This window comes from Roseivirga sp. UBA1976, assembly GCF_002336325.1.
GTDB lineage: Bacteria > Bacteroidota > Bacteroidia > Cytophagales > Cyclobacteriaceae > Roseivirga > Roseivirga thermotolerans.
The window spans coordinates 16,032-35,085 of the sequence record NZ_DDDQ01000099.1 but is presented as its reverse complement, the minus strand read 5'-3'; the positions used below and the strand labels follow the sequence as shown (position 1 = coordinate 35,085).

At 42.6% G+C, this 19,054-nt stretch carries 18 protein-coding genes; 11 read left to right on the top strand and 7 right to left on the bottom strand.

The window, feature by feature from the left end; all coding sequences use genetic code 11:
• Positions 1 to 38 precede the first annotated feature (38 nt).
• Together B3763_RS09970 and B3763_RS09965 are read right to left on the bottom strand one after the other, a co-directional pair.
• Entirely contained in the window at positions 39 to 626 is a 588-nt protein-coding gene (locus B3763_RS09970) for a hypothetical protein (RefSeq protein ID WP_286746124.1), read from the bottom strand.
• Positions 623 to 964 carry a PadR family transcriptional regulator gene (locus B3763_RS09965; protein WP_189628150.1) on the bottom strand — a complete coding sequence of 114 codons (342 nt, stop codon included), beginning with the start codon at positions 962 to 964 and terminating at the stop codon, positions 623 to 625. The genes B3763_RS09970 and B3763_RS09965 overlap by 4 nt, the downstream gene beginning before the upstream one ends.
• 174 nt (positions 965 to 1,138) lie before the next feature.
• On the opposite strand from B3763_RS09965, the gene B3763_RS09960 reads away from it, so the two are divergent.
• Positions 1,139 to 1,837, top strand: a complete 699-nt coding sequence (locus tag B3763_RS09960; protein WP_286746122.1) for a response regulator transcription factor — start codon at positions 1,139 to 1,141, stop codon at positions 1,835 to 1,837.
• On the opposite strand, the gene B3763_RS09955 is transcribed toward B3763_RS09960, so the two are convergent.
• Positions 1,829 to 2,587, bottom strand: a complete 759-nt coding sequence (locus B3763_RS09955; RefSeq protein WP_286746120.1) for an alpha/beta fold hydrolase — start codon at positions 2,585 to 2,587, stop codon at positions 1,829 to 1,831. The genes B3763_RS09960 and B3763_RS09955 overlap by 9 nt on opposite strands.
• Positions 2,588 to 2,632: 45 nt before the next feature.
• On the opposite strand from B3763_RS09955, the gene B3763_RS09950 reads away from it, so the two are divergent.
• The 4 genes from B3763_RS09950 to B3763_RS09935 all read left to right on the top strand — a co-directional run bounded on the left by B3763_RS09950 (position 2,633) and on the right by B3763_RS09935 (position 8,466).
• Positions 2,633 to 3,322, top strand: a complete 690-nt coding sequence (locus B3763_RS09950) for a response regulator transcription factor (protein WP_286746118.1) — start codon at positions 2,633 to 2,635, stop codon at positions 3,320 to 3,322.
• 141 nt (positions 3,323 to 3,463) lie between these two features.
• Entirely contained in the window at positions 3,464 to 4,531 is a 1,068-nt protein-coding gene (locus B3763_RS09945; protein WP_286746116.1) for a hypothetical protein, read from the top strand.
• 11 nt (positions 4,532 to 4,542) lie between these two features.
• Positions 4,543 to 8,010, top strand: a complete 3,468-nt coding sequence (locus B3763_RS09940; RefSeq protein ID WP_286746114.1) for an MBG domain-containing protein — start codon at positions 4,543 to 4,545, stop codon at positions 8,008 to 8,010.
• A gap of 12 nt (positions 8,011 to 8,022) precedes the next feature.
• Positions 8,023 to 8,466: a hypothetical protein gene (locus B3763_RS09935; protein ID WP_286746112.1), complete on the top strand. Its 444-nt coding sequence runs from the start codon at positions 8,023 to 8,025 to the stop codon at positions 8,464 to 8,466.
• Between the two features lie 74 nt (positions 8,467 to 8,540).
• On the opposite strand, the gene lipA is transcribed toward B3763_RS09935, so the two are convergent.
• Positions 8,541 to 9,422: a lipoyl synthase gene (gene lipA / locus B3763_RS09930; protein WP_286746110.1), complete on the bottom strand. Its 882-nt coding sequence runs from the start codon at positions 9,420 to 9,422 to the stop codon at positions 8,541 to 8,543.
• 68 nt (positions 9,423 to 9,490) lie between these two features.
• Positions 9,491 to 10,216 (bottom strand): hypothetical protein, encoded by a 726-nt coding sequence (locus tag B3763_RS09925; RefSeq protein WP_189628148.1) that lies wholly within the window; start codon positions 10,214 to 10,216, stop codon positions 9,491 to 9,493.
• 59 nt (positions 10,217 to 10,275) lie between these two features.
• On the opposite strand from B3763_RS09925, the gene B3763_RS09920 reads away from it, so the two are divergent.
• Complete coding sequence (locus B3763_RS09920; protein ID WP_189628147.1) at positions 10,276 to 10,680, top strand: OsmC family protein; 405 nt, start codon at positions 10,276 to 10,278, stop codon at positions 10,678 to 10,680.
• On the opposite strand, the gene B3763_RS09915 is transcribed toward B3763_RS09920, so the two are convergent.
• Together B3763_RS09915 and ettA are read right to left on the bottom strand one after the other, a co-directional pair.
• Complete coding sequence (locus tag B3763_RS09915) at positions 10,664 to 11,365, bottom strand: hypothetical protein (protein ID WP_189628146.1); 702 nt, start codon at positions 11,363 to 11,365, stop codon at positions 10,664 to 10,666. The genes B3763_RS09920 and B3763_RS09915 overlap by 17 nt on opposite strands.
• Positions 11,366 to 11,402: 37 nt before the next feature.
• Positions 11,403 to 13,082, bottom strand: a complete 1,680-nt coding sequence (ettA, locus tag B3763_RS09910) for an energy-dependent translational throttle protein EttA (RefSeq protein WP_189628145.1) — start codon at positions 13,080 to 13,082, stop codon at positions 11,403 to 11,405.
• Positions 13,083 to 13,186: 104 nt separating this feature from the next.
• Here ettA and B3763_RS09905 point away from each other — a divergent pair, with 104 nt between their 5' ends.
• From B3763_RS09905 to B3763_RS09885, 5 genes are all read left to right on the top strand, one after another.
• Positions 13,187 to 14,410, top strand: coding sequence for a DUF349 domain-containing protein (locus B3763_RS09905; protein ID WP_286746105.1), 1,224 nt, complete (start codon positions 13,187 to 13,189; stop codon positions 14,408 to 14,410).
• Positions 14,411 to 14,515: 105 nt separating this feature from the next.
• A complete protein-coding gene (locus B3763_RS09900) occupies positions 14,516 to 14,737 on the top strand; it encodes a DUF2795 domain-containing protein (protein WP_090257868.1) in 222 nt (73 codons plus the stop codon).
• A gap of 173 nt (positions 14,738 to 14,910) precedes the next feature.
• Positions 14,911 to 16,662, top strand: a complete 1,752-nt coding sequence (locus B3763_RS09895) for a GMC oxidoreductase (RefSeq protein WP_286746101.1) — start codon at positions 14,911 to 14,913, stop codon at positions 16,660 to 16,662.
• Between the two features lie 3 nt (positions 16,663 to 16,665).
• Entirely contained in the window at positions 16,666 to 17,289 is a 624-nt protein-coding gene (locus B3763_RS09890) for a gluconate 2-dehydrogenase subunit 3 family protein (RefSeq protein WP_286746100.1), read from the top strand.
• A gap of 64 nt (positions 17,290 to 17,353) precedes the next feature.
• Positions 17,354 to 19,000: a sensor histidine kinase gene (locus B3763_RS09885; protein WP_286746098.1), complete on the top strand. Its 1,647-nt coding sequence runs from the start codon at positions 17,354 to 17,356 to the stop codon at positions 18,998 to 19,000.
• The last annotated feature ends 54 nt before the right edge of the window (positions 19,001 to 19,054 follow it).

Here is a 19,054-nt window from a genome sequence, read left to right as displayed (position 1 = left end):
TGGTTCATTGAGTTCAGAGTTCAATAAGATCATATTACTCAGAGCGAATTCAACTCCAACTGGCTGCGCTGATAGCTGTTGTAGAACCTATAAGGTAAATAGGTAATGCTGAACAGGGCAATGGCGGCTACGATTAAGGCTTGTACGGCAGCAAGGTTTTGAATAACCGCTATTTGGGACATCTCCATTTCTTTCATATATGAGATGTAATTTGCTGTCCTGTCCACTTCATCTTCTAATATCATGGAAAGTTCGTTTTGCGACTGTGCTAATTCTCGACTGAGGTTGGAGTTGATCTTTTCGTGATATGTTAGCGATCCTAAAAGTAAGGCCAGCATTAGACACATGGCACTCAGGTATCCTCCTATATAAGCTATTTTCTTAATCATAATATTGTGTTTTGGGGTGGTTAAAATCTTTAAATCTCTTTCGAGTTGGTAGGGAGAGTCTGGAAGAAGTTTTTGTTTGGCTCTTTCAAAACTCGTCTCAAAATCCAGCTTTTCGCTGTCCATAGAGAATTCAATCTCCGTTGCCAAATGATCGGTCAAATCGTCCATCAATTCCAGATCGGTAAAGCCTTTAGATTTCAGGTAGGCTTTGATGTAGTTTACATGATGCCCGGTCATGATAATGCTGTTTTAGATTTACCGAACAATAGGGCCAGAGTGCTCTGAAAGTCTATTACTTCCTGAATGGCAGGGCTTACTACAGTCTTACCTTTCTCCGTAAGACTGTAGTATTTCCTGATCCTGTTGCCCACATTCACTGACTCTGTTTGCAGATAACCTTCCTTGGTCAGCGCATGTAAGCTGGGATAAAGTGAACCTTCTTTAATGAGTATTTTGCCTTCGGAACTCGCCTTTACGTGCTGTACAATCTCATAACCATACATTTTTCCATTATCTGCAAGCAGCTTGAGAATAATAGGTTTGAGTATGCCTTTTAATAGCTCTCTTGAATACATAGAACAATAATACATTGTAATTCTATGTATTGCAAATTGATAGTAGCAAGTTACCCTTCACCTATAAGTTGTCTGACCTCTCAAAGAGATCTGGAGAGTGTGTCAATGCTCTTGTGATAATTAGATAATAGAAAATTAGCTATTTTTATTTTGGACATTAATCTCAACAAAATCATGCACCTTACAGAGAAGGAAGCAGAAATTACCAATCACATTTATTTGGATAAAATGAGGAGGCTTTACCTCAAGAATAAGAGACACTTCGATCAAGTGGTTGAATACTTACCCATACCGGTGGTAAAAAGCGATGTAAAAAGTTGGGACTTTACCCAAATCAACGATTCTGCCCAATGTATGCTCGGTTTGGAAAGAGAATATGTTTTGGATAACGGGTCTAAAGCTACAACTTCCTTAGTTCAGCCTGAGAATATTCCTGTTATTCGAAAGTATCTTAGCAGCAGAAACTTTAACGATAGTGGAGACAAAGTAATCCCCTATTTTCAGAACGCTCGCTTATTCAATAAGGAAGAGTACATTTGGACGCTGACATATAAAATTTTCCTAAATGAGAATGAATACTTCAGTCTCTACCAACCCATGCACGATTTCAGGGTAGTTGCCCCAACATTAATCAAACATTTGGGTGACACTGTGATGGATATGGAATCTTACAATAGATTTCATTCCTTAACTAGGAGAGAAAAGGAAATACTTAAGAATGTTGCCAGTGGCTCATCCAATAAAGAAATAGGGGAAAGTTTGTTCATTTCTGAGCACACTGTAAGAACTCACCGAAATAATATTTGGAGAAAGTTGAACATTAGCCATATAAAGGATGCAATTCGGTTTGCCGGGTTGTTTGAACTACAGTAATATTTCACTAATTGCTGTAATAACCTCTTTAGGGTTTTCCAATTGTGGATAATGCCCAGCCCTTTTTATCTCATAAATTTTCTCAATGTTTTTAACGGATTTAACATAGTCAAGCTTAATGGCAGGATCATGTAGACCGTGAATATAATAAACATGAACAGCTGAATTTTCGACTATAGCCTTTTGGTCACTCCAAACTCCTTTATTCAAATCTTCGGCAATAACCGACCTACATTTTGGGTCAGTGTTCAATGCGCCCTCCACTAATTCTGGAAGATGTTGTTTGTTAAACATATAAGCCTCCATGGCAGCTTTGGCTTGCTCTTCTGTAAGCTCTTCCTGGAAGAAGGCCATCATATGCTCATTTAAATTATAGACTTCTTCTAGCACTGGAGGCTTGGATACGGGTGGTGCACCTGAGATAACAATGGTATCAATTGAATCGGGTATCTCGTTGATCAATTCCATGGCATAATGCCCGCCAAGCGAGTTGCCGTAAATAATTATCTCAGCATTCAATTTCAGAATGAATTCTCGTAAACAGGAAATCACTTCCTTGACAGAATAATCCTTAGAAGGATTGTCAGACCTTGGACTTTTGCCATGCCCCGGTAGGTCGATGGCAGTCATATTAACCGGTAGGTCACTATCCAGAATTTTTTGAAAGGTTTGGCTTGAGCTGGAATTACCATGAATCATCACTAGGTGCTGATTCCAACCGCCTAGCCTTTGAACGTTGTACAGTTGCATAAGTCTTTGATTGAGTTGGTTTTATTGGTACTTTAAAAGTATTAAATGTATCAGACCGAGCAAGAAATATTTGAAAATGAGCAACAGTTTGTCTGTAGATTGTCTGTACTGTTTGAAACAAACAATGCTCTGTTTCGGGAGATTGCTGATTTTGTTCCTTTTGGTGTTCACACAAGCGACACGGATCATTTGGGAATAACCTCAGCGAATAGGACAATTGAGCAATGGCTAGAGGAAGATGAAAAGGCTATTGTTTTGGCAGGTACAGAAATGATTGTCAAACGCTCACACCCGGAAGTAGTAAAAGTTGCTATGTCTAAATCAAAGGCTCAATTGCGCAATGAAGAGACCATAATTGAGCATTTTCAATATATTTTTTTGGAAGGGAAAATGAGATGGGTTTTATCGCTCAAGACTCACCTTAATTCGAATGAATTTCTAACCCTGGGGTATTATTTGCCTGAATTTGGGGTAATCGGAAAGCATCTTGAAAAGCTTTTAGCTCCGGTAACCTCAGAAGAAAATTGGAAAAGATTTTACACACTGACCAAAAGGGAGGTTGAAATCCTTAATTTAATTTCTAGGGGCTTAAGCTCTTCTGAAATCGCAGATAATACATTTACCTCAAAGCATACAGTAGACACCCACCGTAGAAACATCTTAAATAAGCTGGCCGCAAAATCCACCCGACAAGCCTATTCTATCTATGAATCTATCAATTTGGTGCTTCTCTGAAATCAAAATACTCATCGATGAGTATTGTGCTGTCCACATCCATTTTTGAGCTTTAGTTATTCAAAAAATACGCTATTGAGCGTATTGAATTTCACTCTTTGAATTCGAAGCTTAGTGCTTCAATTTGTTAAAACCACAACCATGAAAAAACTTCTTCTAATATCTTTTCTGTTTTTCTGTTTTTGTTCCTTGAATGCGCAGATCATAACAGTTGATAACAATGAAAACAGTTCTGCAGATTACACTGATCTTCAGGAGGCAATAGATAATGCCAATCCTGGTGATACTATTTTTGTTTCTGGTTCCGAAACGAGTTATGGGAATATCATTATTGAAGACCAAGTATTGATTTTTGGGGCCGGTATTAGTCCAAATAATCAATTCGGTCGTGAAACAAAGGTTGGAACGGTTTCAATAGCTAGAGTAGCGGATGATACCAAGAATGCTTCAAGCTCTACTTTAACAGGATTAAAGCTTTCTGGCGCATTTGATTTGGACGGTCTTGCAGACAAGCTTTTATCTGATATTGTTATAACTCGATGCTACTTTAATAATCCTATTAACCTATCATATACCTCTGATCTTTTATTTTATAACAACATTTCCGTTGCAAGTGGAAGTAATTTCTCCGCTACTAATTCAAACACTAATATTATTGTTAGTAATAATATCATTACAGCATTGCCGGGTAACGCGATTTTCAACAATAATTTCAATAGTGCCTCAATTTTAGTTTCGAACAACTATTTGGTAGGGCGAATTTTGGCGGATATGATGATTGTTACTAATAACGTAATGGTACTAAGTTCATCTTCTTTGTTTGACTCTGATTCGTTTGTGACTTATAGTAATAATTTGTTTTTGACAATTGATGTAACTGATTTGACAGTGCCTTCGGGTACTACTACGGGATCAGACAATTTGATAAACGAGAATCCAATGTTTGTTTTTAATGATGATTTTACAAAAATAACTGATGAAGATAATCTAAATCTTGAGGAAGGATCTGTCTTAATCAATGCCGGAACGGATTCAAAAGATATTGGATTAACAGGTGGAGCATACCCTTGGCCTTCTTTAGAGGAAGCTCCATATTTTTTAAGTCTTTTCCCTCCTTTGCCTCAAGTTTTAGAAATGAATCTCGGGAATACAAACATTGCCAAAGACGGTTCAATTCAGCTAAAATTTAAGGCAAGGATTAATAACTAATAGACGGACAAATGAGAGTTCTTTTGATTATAGGTTGTTGCCTTGTAACCATTTGTTCATTGACAGCGCAAGGTATTAACAAAGCTGAATATTATTTTGATAATGATCCGGGAGTCAATAATGCAATAGCTCTAAGCATTACAGAAGGTACGAGTATTGATGAAGCCTTTGAGATTTCTCTCAATGGTCTTGAGATAGGTTTTCATAACCTATTCGTTCGAGTAAGAAGTGAAAATGGTGTGTGGAGCTTGACAGAAGGAAGAACACTTTTTATTCAAGAGTCCTTTTCTGGGCAAGAAGCCACAGCTATCCAGGCAGCAGAGTATTACTTTGACATCGACCCTGGTTTTGGACAAGCTACACCCATTGACTTCGCTAGTGCCCCTGATATTGATACAGAAATTGACATAGAACTGGCTGATCTTTCTGCAGGATTTCATAATCTGTTTGTTCGTGTAAAAGATGATAGAGGAAGTTGGAGTTTAGCCCAAGGACGTACATTTTACGTTCAAAATACCAGTTTAGGATTGGTCTCTAAGGAGATTGTATTGGCAGAATATTTTATAGATTCTGACCCAGGTTTTGGTTTAGGAACAGAGATTGTTTTGGTTGCTGGAGAAGTTGTTGAAGTAGACTTCGATATAGATCCAACTGGTCTGAACTTCGGAGAGCATAAGCTTTACCTAAGAGTAAAGGATGATTTAGGTAGGTGGAGTTTATTGGCTTTGGCAGACTTTACCTATGTGAACAAAGAAACTCAAACGATCACTTTTAATTCCATTACAAATTTAGAGTATGGAGACATAAACCTCTTGGATGCATCTTCCAATGCTGGTACAGAAATTACCTATGAAAGTTCTGATGAAAATATTGCTACAATTTCCAATGGCGAATTGACCTTTACAGGTGTTGGTGAAGTTGAAATAAGAGCTATTGCTGCTGGTAATGACAACTTTTTGACCACTGATAAATCTCAAGTGGTTTCTTCGACCAAAGCCGATCTTTTTATCACCGCAGATGATGTGGAAAAAACTTATGGGGAACCTGATCCTATCTTTTATGTTACTTCGGAGGGTTTCAAATTTGATGATAGTTATGATGATTTAAGAGCTTTTGTTATTGTACCTGACCCTCCGTTAGGGATTATTAGTGAGCAAGATAATGTAGGTAGTTATCAAATAACGCCTCGTGCTTTATCAGACAATTACAATATAATTGGGATTCCAGGCACATATATAATCAAACCGGCAGAACTCATTGTAACGGCAGAAGATAAGTCTAAAGTCTATGGGGAGGTAAATCCTGATCTTACTATCGCTTATATGGGCTTTGTTAATGGAGAGGAAGCTAGCACAATTACTGAACCAAGCATCTCAACTGTAGCCGATGCTACGAGTAATGTAGGCGACTATGATATCACCTTGACAGGAGGAAGTGCGAGTAACTACACGATCAGCCTGACCGATGGTACATTGACCATCAACGAAAGGCCGATCACTGTAACAGCAGACTCCAAGACCAAAGTCTATGGAGAGGCTGATCCAAACCTGACTTATCAGGTTACCTCGGGCAGCCTTGCTAACAGTGACCAGATCACCGGTGAACTGTCCAGAACGGTAGGGGAAGATGTTGGCGGTTATGCGATCAACCAGAACACTTTGACAGCAGGCACTAACTATGACCTGACCTACGAAACTGATGACCTGATCATCACGCAGGCCACCTTGACCGCTATGGCCGATGACAAGGGCAAGACCTATGGCGATGCCAACCCAACGCTGACCATCGCCTACGATGGCTTCCAGAATGGAGATGACGAAACAGCTATCACAGAGCCAAGCATAAACACCGTTGCCAACGGCACATCAAACGTTGGCGACTATGATATCACTTTAACCGGTGGATCATCTGACAACTACACGATCAACCTGACCGATGGTACCCTGACCATCAACGAAAGGCCGATCACAGTAACAGCAGATTCCAAGACCAAACTCTATGGAGAGGCTGATCCAAACTTGACTTATCAGGTTACCTCGGGCAGCCTTGCTAACAGGGATGCCATCACAGGTGAACTGTCCAGAACAGCAGGAGAAGATGTTGGTGATTATGCGATCAATCAGAACACTTTGACTGCAGGCAGCAATTACGACCTGACTTACGAAACTGATAGACTGATGATCACCCAGGCCACATTGACCGCAACGGCTGATGACAAGAGCAAGACTTATGGTGAGGGCAACCCAACGCTGACCATCACCTACAATGGCTTCAAATACACAGATGATGAAAGTTCAATCACTGAACCAAGCATCTCAACTGCAGCCGATGCTACCAGTGGAGTAGGCAACTATGATATTACATTGTCAGGAGGGAGTTCGAGCAACTACAGCATTAACCTGATCGATGGTGCCCTAACAGTTACTCATGCAGCTTTAACAGCCACAGCCGATGACCAATCAAGAACTTATGGAGCCGAAAATCCTGAGCTAACCATAACTTTTAATGGTTTTGTTAATGGAGATGAACCTTCAGACATCACCTTACCAACAATTTCAACAACGGCCGATGCCAGTAGTGGCGTTGGAACCTATGTAATTGGCTTGAATGGCGGAGAATCCAATAATTATAGTCTTACTCTAGAAGATGGAACGCTAGTTATAAATAAAGCAGCGCTTACAGTAACAGCAGATGATGCTACCATTAATAAAGGAGATGATATTCCTGAGTTTACTTTTCAGTATGAAGGCTTTGTCAATGAAGAAGATGAGTCGGTGCTGACCGCAATGGCCATTGCCAGTACAAGTGCAACCTCAACAAGTGATAGAGGGACTTATGATATTGAGGTATCGGGAGCTGAAGCGGATAACTATGAGATCGTAACAAGCAATGGCACCCTTACCATAACAGGGCCAATTTACAGTCTTCCTTCTTCTATCACCTTTGATGCTCTCGTGCTTGGGGATTCACAATCAGAAGAAGTAAGTATAAACAACACTGGAGATGGCGCCCTTAGTGTAACGGGTATAGCTCTACCGGCAGGTTACACGGTGAACACATCGAGCTTTACTGTCAACGAAAGTGAAACGGGTAGCTTTTCAGTTACTTTCACACCAACGGCTGCTCAGATTTTTGCCGGAGACATAACTATTACATCCAACAATGGAGAGGAGACTATTAGTGTTACGGGTGAAGGCCAGATAGTAACAGGTATAGATGATGAAAAGCTAGATCTGGATGAAGTAATATTGTATCCAAACCCTTCTGACCAGTATTTAATGATAGACTTAACAAGTTCACCTTCAGTGTCTGCCAATCTTAAAATTGTGAATGTACAAGGCGAATCGGCATGGCAGCAAAAAGAGGTAACAGTAAAGGAGGTAATGGTAACAACATCAAGCATCAACTCAGGAATGTACTTGCTTATAGTAGAAACCGACAAAGGGACAGTCATAAAGAAAGTAATCATTAAGCATTAAGGAGCAGAAGTCATGAAAAAGTATATCAAGAACATAACAATTACTTTAATGAGCCTGGTAATGATCTTTATTTCCTCATGTGGTGATGGCGATACAGAGCCTGATGAACCTACAGCTCAGGAGCTGACATTCGAAAATCTTGCAGGACAATGGAATTTACCGACTACGAATGGAATTGTCGTTGACGGAGTGGACAGGACACTAAACTATCAGGGATTTAGACTCAGCTTCACTGAAGGAGGTTATGTAACAACCAACGCAGGAGACTTGTTTCAAGCTTCAGGTACATGGGAGTGGGCTAATGAAACCACAACTAATCAGATTCTTTTGGATGATGGCAAGAACATCACTATACAGAGTCTAACAATTTCACAGTTTAATTTTACATTTATCCAATTAGAAGGAGGAGTGAGAGCGGGTGTTGAAGGTAATTATGCAATTACCGTAAACAAGTGATCTCCTTGTAAAAAATAAAGCCGCTGTAAAGCGGCTCCATAATTGTCTAGTATCTATTGTCTAATGTCTGAAGTCTAAACATGCACATGTCTCTCCGCATGGTAAGAAGATCTCACCAATGGCCCTGACTCCACATATTTAATTCCTCTTTTCTCTCCTTCTTCTTTAAAGAACTCGAACTTATCAGGGTGAACATATTCAATCACCTCATGGTGTCTTTTGGTAGGCTGTAGGTATTGACCCAGGGTGAGCACATCGAGACCTACTTCTACCAAATCGTCCATTAGGCGGAACACCTGCTCATCGGTTTCACCCAGTCCTAGCATAGCTCCTGACTTTGAGCGCTTGCCATATTCCTTTATTCTTCTGAGCTCTTCCAGGCTTCTGTCGTATTTGGCTTGCGGTCGCACCGGACGATACAGTTCTTTCACCGTTTCCATATTGTGTGAAACCACCTCCTGACCTCCATCAATCATTCGGTACAGCGCATCCCAATTGCCTTTTACATCGGGGATAAGCGTTTCGATAGTGGTTTCCGGACTTAGTTTTTTGGTTTCAACCACGGTTTGATACCAAATTTCTGCCCCACGGTCTTTCAGCTCATCGCGGTTTACCGATGTGATCACCGCATGCTTTACTCCCATTAGTTTAATGGCTTCTGCTACCCGCTTAGGCTCCTCTGCATCGTATTCAGGCGGTCTACCGGTAGCTACTGCGCAAAATGTACATGAACGAGTACATACATTACCCAATATCATAAAAGTGGCTGTGCCGGCTCCCCAACACTCGCCCATGTTTGGGCAGTTTCCACTTTCACAAATGGTGTGCAGTTTATGGTTATCTACCAGCTTGCGTACTTTGGCATATTCAGGGCCAATAGGCAGCTTAACCCTTAGCCAGTCTGGCTTTCTCCTTTTATTTTCAGCGGGTTTCGATACTACAGGTAATTCAATCATCTGGCGTTCCTCCGACTATATGAACACAAAGGTAAGGCAAAGGTTCCAAATAAAAAGAGAGTGCTCTACTATCTTCTCTTACCAAAATAGATGGCAATAAAGGCGGCTGTGTATACGCTTTGGTTGTCGGCCAACGGAAGTATTTCTATTTCGCGGGTATAAACATCGGCAGTAAAGCCCATTTCAAAACCAAATACTCTCTTTTTGGTGGAATTGGTTTCGAAGGTGAGGGAGGCTTTGGCATGTAGCCCTAAAACAAATTTGGTCTGGCCAAGGCCACGGAAGGGGCCTGCACTGCCTACTATAAATGGAATGGCGTGTTGGTTATTGTGAGGGTCGTATTGTTCTTTTTGGTTTTGGCTTATCTCAATGTAATACGGTATTTCCATACCAATGGCAGGACCACCAGCCACCAGAGCTGTTACACGGGCTCCTTGCTGCGGGGCTTTTTTGAATAATATTTTTTCTCTTCCATAAGTTGGTCGAAGGCTTACGAAGTAATTTGACTTACCAAACACATAGGAGCTTCCTGTAAAAGTGGTTTGCTTGGCTTCTCGCGGATGTTTAATATTCACCATTTCAATGCCCCAGTGCGAGAGATTATTATTGCCTAAAAAACTGGAGTGCCTGAAGTAAAACCCACTAATGAGTCCGCCATTAGTTGCTTTCACAATGCCGAAAACATTTTCTGTTTCGTAATCCTCGTCTATAAACTGTTGTATCTGTTGCCCAATGGCCAAATGGCTCAAGGAAATTGTCACCAGAAGAAGAAAGACTTTTTGTATGTTGCGCATCAGTTAGAAGCTGGCTTTGAAATGTTGCTAAAGTAACGAAAAATTATTGTCGATAGTTTATGAAAACAGTTGAGACCAAATATGAAGGAGGGCTTAGAACCTCTTCAGTACACCTTCAATCTAAGAACACTTTTCACACCGATGCTCCCCTAGATAACAACGGAAAAGGAGAGACTTTTTCTCCAACCGACACTGTGGCTGCGGCTCTGGGCGCTTGTATGATGACCGTTATGGCCATTGCGGGTGAAAAGAAAGGATGGGATATGAGCGGTATGCACCTGGCTACACAAAAAATAATGGCGGCTAATCCGCGAAGAATAGCCGCCTTAAGAGTAGATTTTTATTGGGATAATTGTGCGGTCAGTGATGAAGATCGCTCATGGATCAAAGAAATAGGGCTCAATTGTCCTGTGGCTTTGAGTCTCCACCCTGACCTAAAGCAGGAAATTACTTTCCATTTTTAGCCACCCAGTTGATCACCTTACCGAGGTCTTCGGCTTCGGTGAGTTTTATCTTGTTTTTACGCATGAACTTCTTCAGGGGAGCCTCATCGGCATAGGGAGCCATAAGTTTAAAAAAGTCTCCTTTGGTTTGAGGAACGGCCGTCCACACATCGTTCAGATTAATGTAGAACTCGTTGGCCATTTCTACCCTGTCGTATGGGTTACCCATGTCCATTACCGGATCATAGTCTCTTGGTTTAAATTCCAGGTAGTACTTTATCCATACGTATTCAGAGCTCTTTACTGTTTTAAAGAACCCTCCATACTCACTCTTTGGCCAAACCAACCTAATGTTTACAAAGGCCTCTTCCGGCTTGTCGCCCGATTGCAAAAACCAAAAGCGCTTTACTTCTTTCAGACTGTAAATCTGTTCTGAGCTGGCGTGTTCCAAGGTTTCGTTTTCTACATTGTATTTATAGAAGCCTTCTATCATTGTGCCATCCAGCAACTCAATTTTAGTCATGCGCTCATCCATATACAGGTGTGGTTCATATGGAATCATGATGTTCATAGGAACCCGGCTTCTAATGGTAAAGCGACCGGCCCCACTAATGTAGTCTATCGGGGTTATTTGAGCGGCCAGATCATTTGCTCCAAAAGCGGCACAAATAACCATGCAGGCCATGAGTTTTTTAAATCCTTTCATGGTTGATAAATTAACTATTCTGATACTTTTTTTCAATTTAGCCTAGCTTTTTGTAGCGAATGCGCTTTGGTTCAGTATCGCCCATGCGTTTTTTACGGTTTTCTTCATACTCGGTATAAGAGCCTTCAAACCAGTAAACCTGTGAGTTGCCCTCAAAGGCTAGAATGTGCGTACAAATACGATCCAGGAACCAACGGTCGTGCGAAATAATTACGGCACATCCGCCAAAGTTTTCCAAGCCCTCTTCCAGGGCTCTCAAAGTATTAACGTCCAAATCGTTAGTTGGCTCATCTAGCAGCAATAAATTTGCACCCTGCTTTAAGGTTAATGCCAGGTGCACCCGGTTGCGCATACCTCCGGAAAGTTCCGAAATCTTCTTGTTTTGGTCGTTTCCGCCAAAATTAAAGCGACTCACATAGGCTCTCGAATTAATTTGTTTTCCACCAAGATTAATAAGTTCGTTGCCTTCAGAAATCACTTCCCACACAGTTTTGTTGGGGTCCAGCTTGGTATGCTCCTGGTCTACATAGGCTATTTCTACTGTTGGACCCACTTCGAAAGTGCCACTATCCGGCTCAATTTTACCGGTGATCATATTGAATAGTGTGGTTTTACCTGCACCGTTGGGGCCAATTATTCCCACAATTCCCCCTTGAGGCAACGAGAAGTCCAGGTTTTCATAAAGCAGCTTATCGCCAAACGCTTTGCTCACTCCCTTGGCATCGATAACCTTAGCACCCAGTCGGGGCCCCGGAGGAATGTAAAGCTCCAGTTTTTCTTCTTTTTCGCGTCCTTCCTGGCTTACCAGTTTGTCATAGGCACTCAATCGGGCTTTGGCCTTGGCCTGGCGACCTTTGGGAGACATACGTACCCATTCGAGCTCGCGCTGAAGGGTTTTTTGCCGCTTAGATTCTGTTTTCTCCTCATCGGCCAAACGCTTCTGCTTCTGTTCCAACCAGGAAGAGTAGTTGCCTTCCCATGGAATACCCTCACCCCTGTCAAGCTCAAGAATCCAGCCCGCTACGTTATCGAGGAAGTAACGGTCGTGGGTTACCGCTATCACTGTTCCTTTGTATTGCTTGAGATGTTGCTCTAGCCAGTGAACCGATTCGGCATCGAGGTGGTTGGTTGGCTCATCGAGCAGGAGAACATCCGGCTCCTGAATAAGCAGCCTGCAAAGGGCCACCCTTCGTTTTTCTCCTCCAGAGAGGTTGGCAATTTTGGCATCGGCCGGAGGTGTGCGCAGCGCATCCATAGCCCTCTCCAGTCGTGAATCCAGATCCCAGGCATTGTGCTGATCCAGTAGCTCTTGTACCCGTCCCTGGTCTTCAATAAGCTTATTCATGGCATCACCATCGGCCAAAACCGCTGGGTCGGCAAACTTCAAATTAATTTCTTCAAACTCCTGAAGCAGTTTTATCACTTCACCGGCACCTTCTTCTACCACTTGCTTTACCGTTTTTTCCGGGTCTAGCTGTGGCTCTTGCTCCAACATGCCCACGGTATATCCGGGCGAGAAGACTACTTCGCCCTGGTAGTTTTTATCTACTCCGGCAATTATCCGCAGCAGAGAAGACTTTCCGGCTCCGTTTAAACCGAGTACGCCAATTTTGGCACCGTAGAAAAAAGACAGATATATATTTTTAAGAACTTGTTTCTGAGGCGGATAGATTTTGCTGACTCCCGCCATTGAAAAGATGATCTTTTGGTCACTCATAGTGTGAAATTTTGGCTCAAATATGCTAAAAATTAAGCTCGATAGAAGTGCTCTTGATTGATTTACTTATTTTCGGCCACTTTAAAGTACCATAGTTATCTCAAGTGGAATACGGTTACATAAAAGACGGAAAGGTTTACAGAAAGAGCTTCCTTGATTTTCCTGAAAGAGAGATAGGAACAGTTAAGGAAAGCGAAGAGGCAACCATACAATACTTCACACAAAAGTTTGAAGCCATTGTTAGCGAGGTAGAAGATGTAAAGTCTAAAGTGGAGGAGCACGCCAACAAAGGCTCATTCTTAATAAAGGTAATTAACCTGAAAGAGAGCCTTGGCAATGTAGATGCACTGGGCGACTTTGAAGGACTGTACCATGCACTGGAACAGTTGGAGACTGAACTTAATGAATACATTGCTCAAAACCGGCATAAAAATTTACAGATTAAAACAGCTCTGTTGGAGGAGCTTAGGGTGGTTGCGGCCAGCCATGAATGGAAGTCGGCTACCGAGGCTATTAAGGATGTGCAGCAGCGGTGGATGAAAACCGGAGCTGTAGAAGTAGAACACCGCGAACGAATTGAGGGGGAGTTTAAACAGTTGGTAGGCGATTTCTTTGATCGTAGGGCAGCCTTTTATGCCGATTTGGAGAAAATGATGATCGAAAAAGAGGCTGACTATGAGGCTTTTCTGAATCAGGCTGCCAAGCAGCTTGCTGAAACGCCAGCTCATAAGCTTCGGGCGGTGCATGGAGATTTAAAAAAGAGATGGAAAGAACTGGGTAAGATTAAGCCCGACAGTCACTCCGCTTTTTGGGAGAAATTTCAAAAGCTCTTGAAAGATTCTCTGAGAAAAGCAAAGCAGCAGTCGGGGCAGTCACCGGAAGAGAGCCGAAAACTCAAAGAGGCACTTGTGGAAAGGTTGAGACAGCATAGTGAAGAGCTGGTGCCTAAAGTTGAACTTAGAAAAATTCAGGGGGAGTGGAAGTCGATTGGTTTTCCGGGAAAGGAGGCCAATAAAAAGCTTCAAACTGAATATAGAAAGCTAACCATGCTTATCGGTGAGAAGCAGTTCTTAGACCGCCTGTTAAATAAGAAGGCGCGTAAAGGAATGAACGAAGGTGAGAGAGAAACCTTGAGAATTAAGCTTTTACAAGACCTACTTTACAGAGATACCACCGAGCTGAAAACTTTTGAAGAAAACGTGGTCAAATTCAATACAGCCAGTGGGCTAGATTCACTGCTAGACCGAAAGTTGGCCGACCAAAAAGAGAAAGTAGCCATAAAAAGAGCTTTACTTAGTCAGCTTAAAGATGCAAAAAAGGCTTCTTAGGGCATCTATTTGGCTGATTATCATGGTATTCTGAAAAATTGACGGTTAGCGTTTGAATTTTAAATTTTTATTCTATTCTTTTGCACGCCAATAAAAAAAAGAGAGATGTACTGGACACTAGAATTAGCATCGTATTTGGAGGATGCACCTTGGCCGGCCACAAAAGATGAATTGATCGATTTTTCGATTCGTTCAGGGGCTCCTTTAGAGGTGGTAGAAAACCTGCAAGAGCTCGAAGATGACGGCCAACCGTACGAGAACATAGAAGAGATTTGGCCAGATTATCCTACCAAAGAAGATTTCTTCTTTAACGAAGACGAATATTAAAAGAACTCAAGCCCTGCCACTTCGCAGGGCTTTTTCATTGCCTCTTCTCCTGCAAATCTCACCTGAGATACCACCATTCTATTTTTTTTAATCCATTCTCCCTATATTACTCGTCTATCCACTTTCGCGCTGGATTGTATGAAAAATTAGTTGACATTCTAAAGAGTAATTCGATGAATTTAAACCTACGAGCAAAGCAGGAGAGAACCTACGATGCTATTGTGGTGGGTTCAGGAATTAGTGGAGGCTGGGCAGCCAAAGAGCTGAGCGAAAACGGCCTGAAAACACTGGTTCTTGAGCGTGGCCGCAAGATTGAGCACATTAAGGACTATCATACTGCTACTATGGACACCTGGGACTTGCCCAACAGAGGCAGAACACCCAGAGAGGTGATTGAAAAAGACTATCCGAAACAAAACCGTACCGGATACACCACCGCTGAAGCCCATAGGCATTTTTTTGTGAAGGACAGTGAACACCCTTATCAGGAAGATACCCGCTTCGACTGGATGCGAGGTTATCACCTTGGTGGACGATCAATTACATGGGGACGCCAGAGTTATCGCTGGAGCGATATAGACTTTGAAGCCAACCTCAAAGATGGCTTCGGGGTAGACTGGCCTGTACGGTACGCAGATATTAAACCATGGTATGACTATGTGGAAAAGTACATAGGAGTAAGTGGCGAAAACAGAGGGTTTAAGCAGTTGCCTGACGGGCAGTTTTTACCCCCAATGGAAATGAACTGCGTAGAGCAGCACTTCCAAAAAGCTGTAGAGAGTAAGTGGAACAATCGTTGGGTAACCATTGGCCGAACCGCACACCTCACCCAACCGCTAAATCAGGCCTATCCCGATCATAAAAACCCGGGTCAGAGAAGCCAATGCCTTTTTAGAGACCGATGCATGAGAGGGTGCCCTTATGGAGGTTACTTCTCCAGCCTTTCTTCTACCCTGCCGGCTGCTGTGGCCACAGGTAATGCTACGGTAATGACCGATGCTATAGTGCATGAGGTGATGTATGACGACAGCACCGGAAAAGCCATTGGCGTTCGCGCCATAGACCAGAACACCAAAGAGTCTACCGAATACTACGCCAAGGTAATTTTCCTTTGTGCTTCGGCCATTGCCTCGGCAGGTATATTGCTACAGTCTAAATCGTTGCGCTTCCCCAACGGACTCGGCAACGATAGTGGCGAACTAGGACATAATATAATGGATCACCACCTGGGAGTTGGAGCCGGTGCCAGAGTAGAAGGGTTCGAAGACAAATACTACAAGGGAAGAAGAGCAAATGGTATTTACATTCCTCGCTTCCGAAATCTTGGTGGTAGCTCCAATATGAAAAACTTTGTGCGAGGCTACGGTTATCAAGGGTCTGCTTCAAGAGAAGGATGGGGTCGTAACATTGCCGAAATGAGAGTAGGCCGTGTAGGTGGCAACATTAAAGATGCTTTGATGGAGCCAGGAGGCTGGACCATGGGCTTTATGGGCTTTGGAGAGGTGCTTCCGCAGCATAAGAACTACATGTATCTGGATTATGACAACCTGGATCAGTGGGGACTACCTCAAATGAGGTTTGATGCCGGCAGCTTCCATGAAAACGAATACGAAATGCGTAAAGACATGGCCGCAGCAGGAGCCGAAATGCTTGAAGCTGCAGGTTTCAAAAACGTGTATACGTATGATAATGGGCCTAACATGGGCTTGGGTATTCATGAAATGGGTACTGCCCGAATGGGTAGAGATCCGAAAACCTCAGTAACCAATAAATGGAACCAGGTGCACGCTTGTAAAAACGTGTTCATGACAGACGGAGCATTTATGACCTCGGCCTCTTGCGTAAACCCATCGCTTACTTACATGGCTTTTACCGCAAGAGCAGCCAATTATGCAGTAGATCAATTGAAAAAAGGAAAACTTTAAACCATGGAAAGAAGAGAAGCACTAAAAAATATAGGTTTTGGATCAGCAGCTCTGTTTTCTAGCAGTTTACTGTTTGGTGCTCTGCAAAGTTGTTCTCCTCAGCCCAAGGTAGATTGGGTGCCTGTGTTGCTTACCCCTGAAGAAGCGGCTCAATTGGAGAAAATATGTGAAGGTATATGTCCTAAAACAGAAACTCCGGGAGCAACAGAGGCAGGAGTTGCCAACCATATCGACCAGGCCTTATCTGTTTTGAATACTGATAAGGAGGCGGATTACTTTAGAAGGGGAATGGCTGTATTTGTAAAGAACTTCGATGCCAATCAGGATGTGAAGTTTAACAAAGCCACTACCGAGCAAATAACCGCGGCCATTAACGAGTACTTTAAAAAGTACGATGAGAATCCGGATATACTAAAACGCTATAGAAGTACATTCAACGACCCGGGAGAAAAAACCGATGAGTTTTTAGAAACCTACTTCGTTACCAATGTGGTAGATTCTACATTCTATAGTTACTTTACCAGCGAACTGGTAGGGGAAGAGGTTATGCCGTATGACCCCATTCCGGTAAAATACGAAGGATGTCTTCCATACGAGCCGGGGCAAAAGTCTTGGGCTAGTGTGTGATCATCATAAATCGAACAATAAACCCCGGCTCCGGTCGGGGTTTTTTATTTAACTTAAGGCTGTTATGAGCTGTACCAGCCCATTTTTTAAAAGCACATTACCTTTTTTCATTCTTCTGTGTCTGGCGTTTCCAAATTTTGCATCGGCTGGTTCTGAGCCAACGCCTGCCCAAAACTCTATAGTTCAGGTTCAGCAAGATACTTCCTATACAGCGATAGGGTCTTTTGAAGAACCCTATCTCAACCAACAGACACTTGCCTTTCAAGGCGATACTGACCTTAGAAGTCTTTTGCTGGGTAGTTTTTATGGGCTAATGGTAGTTATGATTCTCTATAACTTCTTCATCTACCTTTCGCTCAAAGACAGGGTATATCTACTCTATGTATTCTCTACCACCTTTGCTATGCTCACCACGGTTTCGACCAATGGACTTGGAGAGCAGTACCTGTGGCCTCAGCATGAGGGTATAGACGGAAACCTATATGTACTATTTGCCGGAATCAGCATGGCATTCTCCAGTCGCTTTGCGGCAGAGTTTCTCAATGTGGCTAGTTTTAGTCGCTCAATGGACCGACTTCTGTGGCTCATATGTGGCTTGAGCTTACTCATGTCTGTTCTTTGTGCTCTGTTTGGTGTTAACCCAATTTACGGTTTTGCCAGGTGGTTGGTGTTGCTCTCCTTTCCAACACTTTTGGTCGCAGGTATATTCGTATACCGAAAGGGGTTTAAGCCGGCTCTCTTTTATATCATTGCCTGGGTGCCTTACATTTTGGGTGTGCTCATCCGAACCATTCATGGAGCCGGACTTTTGCCCACCAATTTTTTTACACTAACTGCTGTAGAACTAGGTGGTGCCATGGAAGTTACCCTGCTTTCGCTTGCTCTGGCCGATAGAATAAGGCGTATGCGCAAAGAACTCAGGCAGCAGGAAATAGAAAAGGAGAGGTTTAAGCTGAGTTTGCTCGAAGAACAAAAACTACTGCTTGAAAAAACCGTGGAGGAGCGCACCAAAGCTTTGCAAGAAGCCAACGAGACTAAAGACAAGTTTTTCTCCATCATCGCTCACGACTTGAGAAGTCCTATGGTAGCCCTTCAAGGTGTTGGGCAGAAACTGGAATACTACATTCGCAAAAACAGACAGGAGAAACTCCTGGAGCTGGGCACCAAAATCGATAACTCTACCGATCATATAAACCATCTGCTCAATAACTTGCTGAATTGGGCAACCACTCAAAAAGGAAGTATTCCTTACCATCCGGAAAAAGTGTCTCTTTATGAAATGGTGCAAGAGACTATTCGTCTTTATGAATCGCTGGCAATCAGTAAAGAAATAGAGGTGATGAACGAGGTAAGTGAGGAAGTACTGGCCTATGTAGACGTAAACACTATGGCCACCGTAGTCAGAAACTTGCTAAGCAATGCCATCAAATTTAGCCCGGAAGGCAGCACCATTTGGTGCAGGTCTATGCAAGCTGATAAAATGCTTTTACTTCAGGTGAAAGATCAGGGAGTAGGCATGTCTGATGAAAAAATTAGAGAAGTACTCAATGGGCAGAGGCTTATTTCTCCCGCTGGAGTTAGGGGAGAGAAAGGCTTTGGCTTGGGGCTGCGACTTAGCAAAGAATTTATAAATTTGAATAGAGGTAGGTTTGAAGTAACTTCAAGAGTCTCTGAGGGAACAACTTTTTCGGTCTATCTGCCTTTAGGTTAATGTGTTGGCTGTTAGCGTTAATTCTATTTTTTTGAATACAGCTCTCTGAAATCT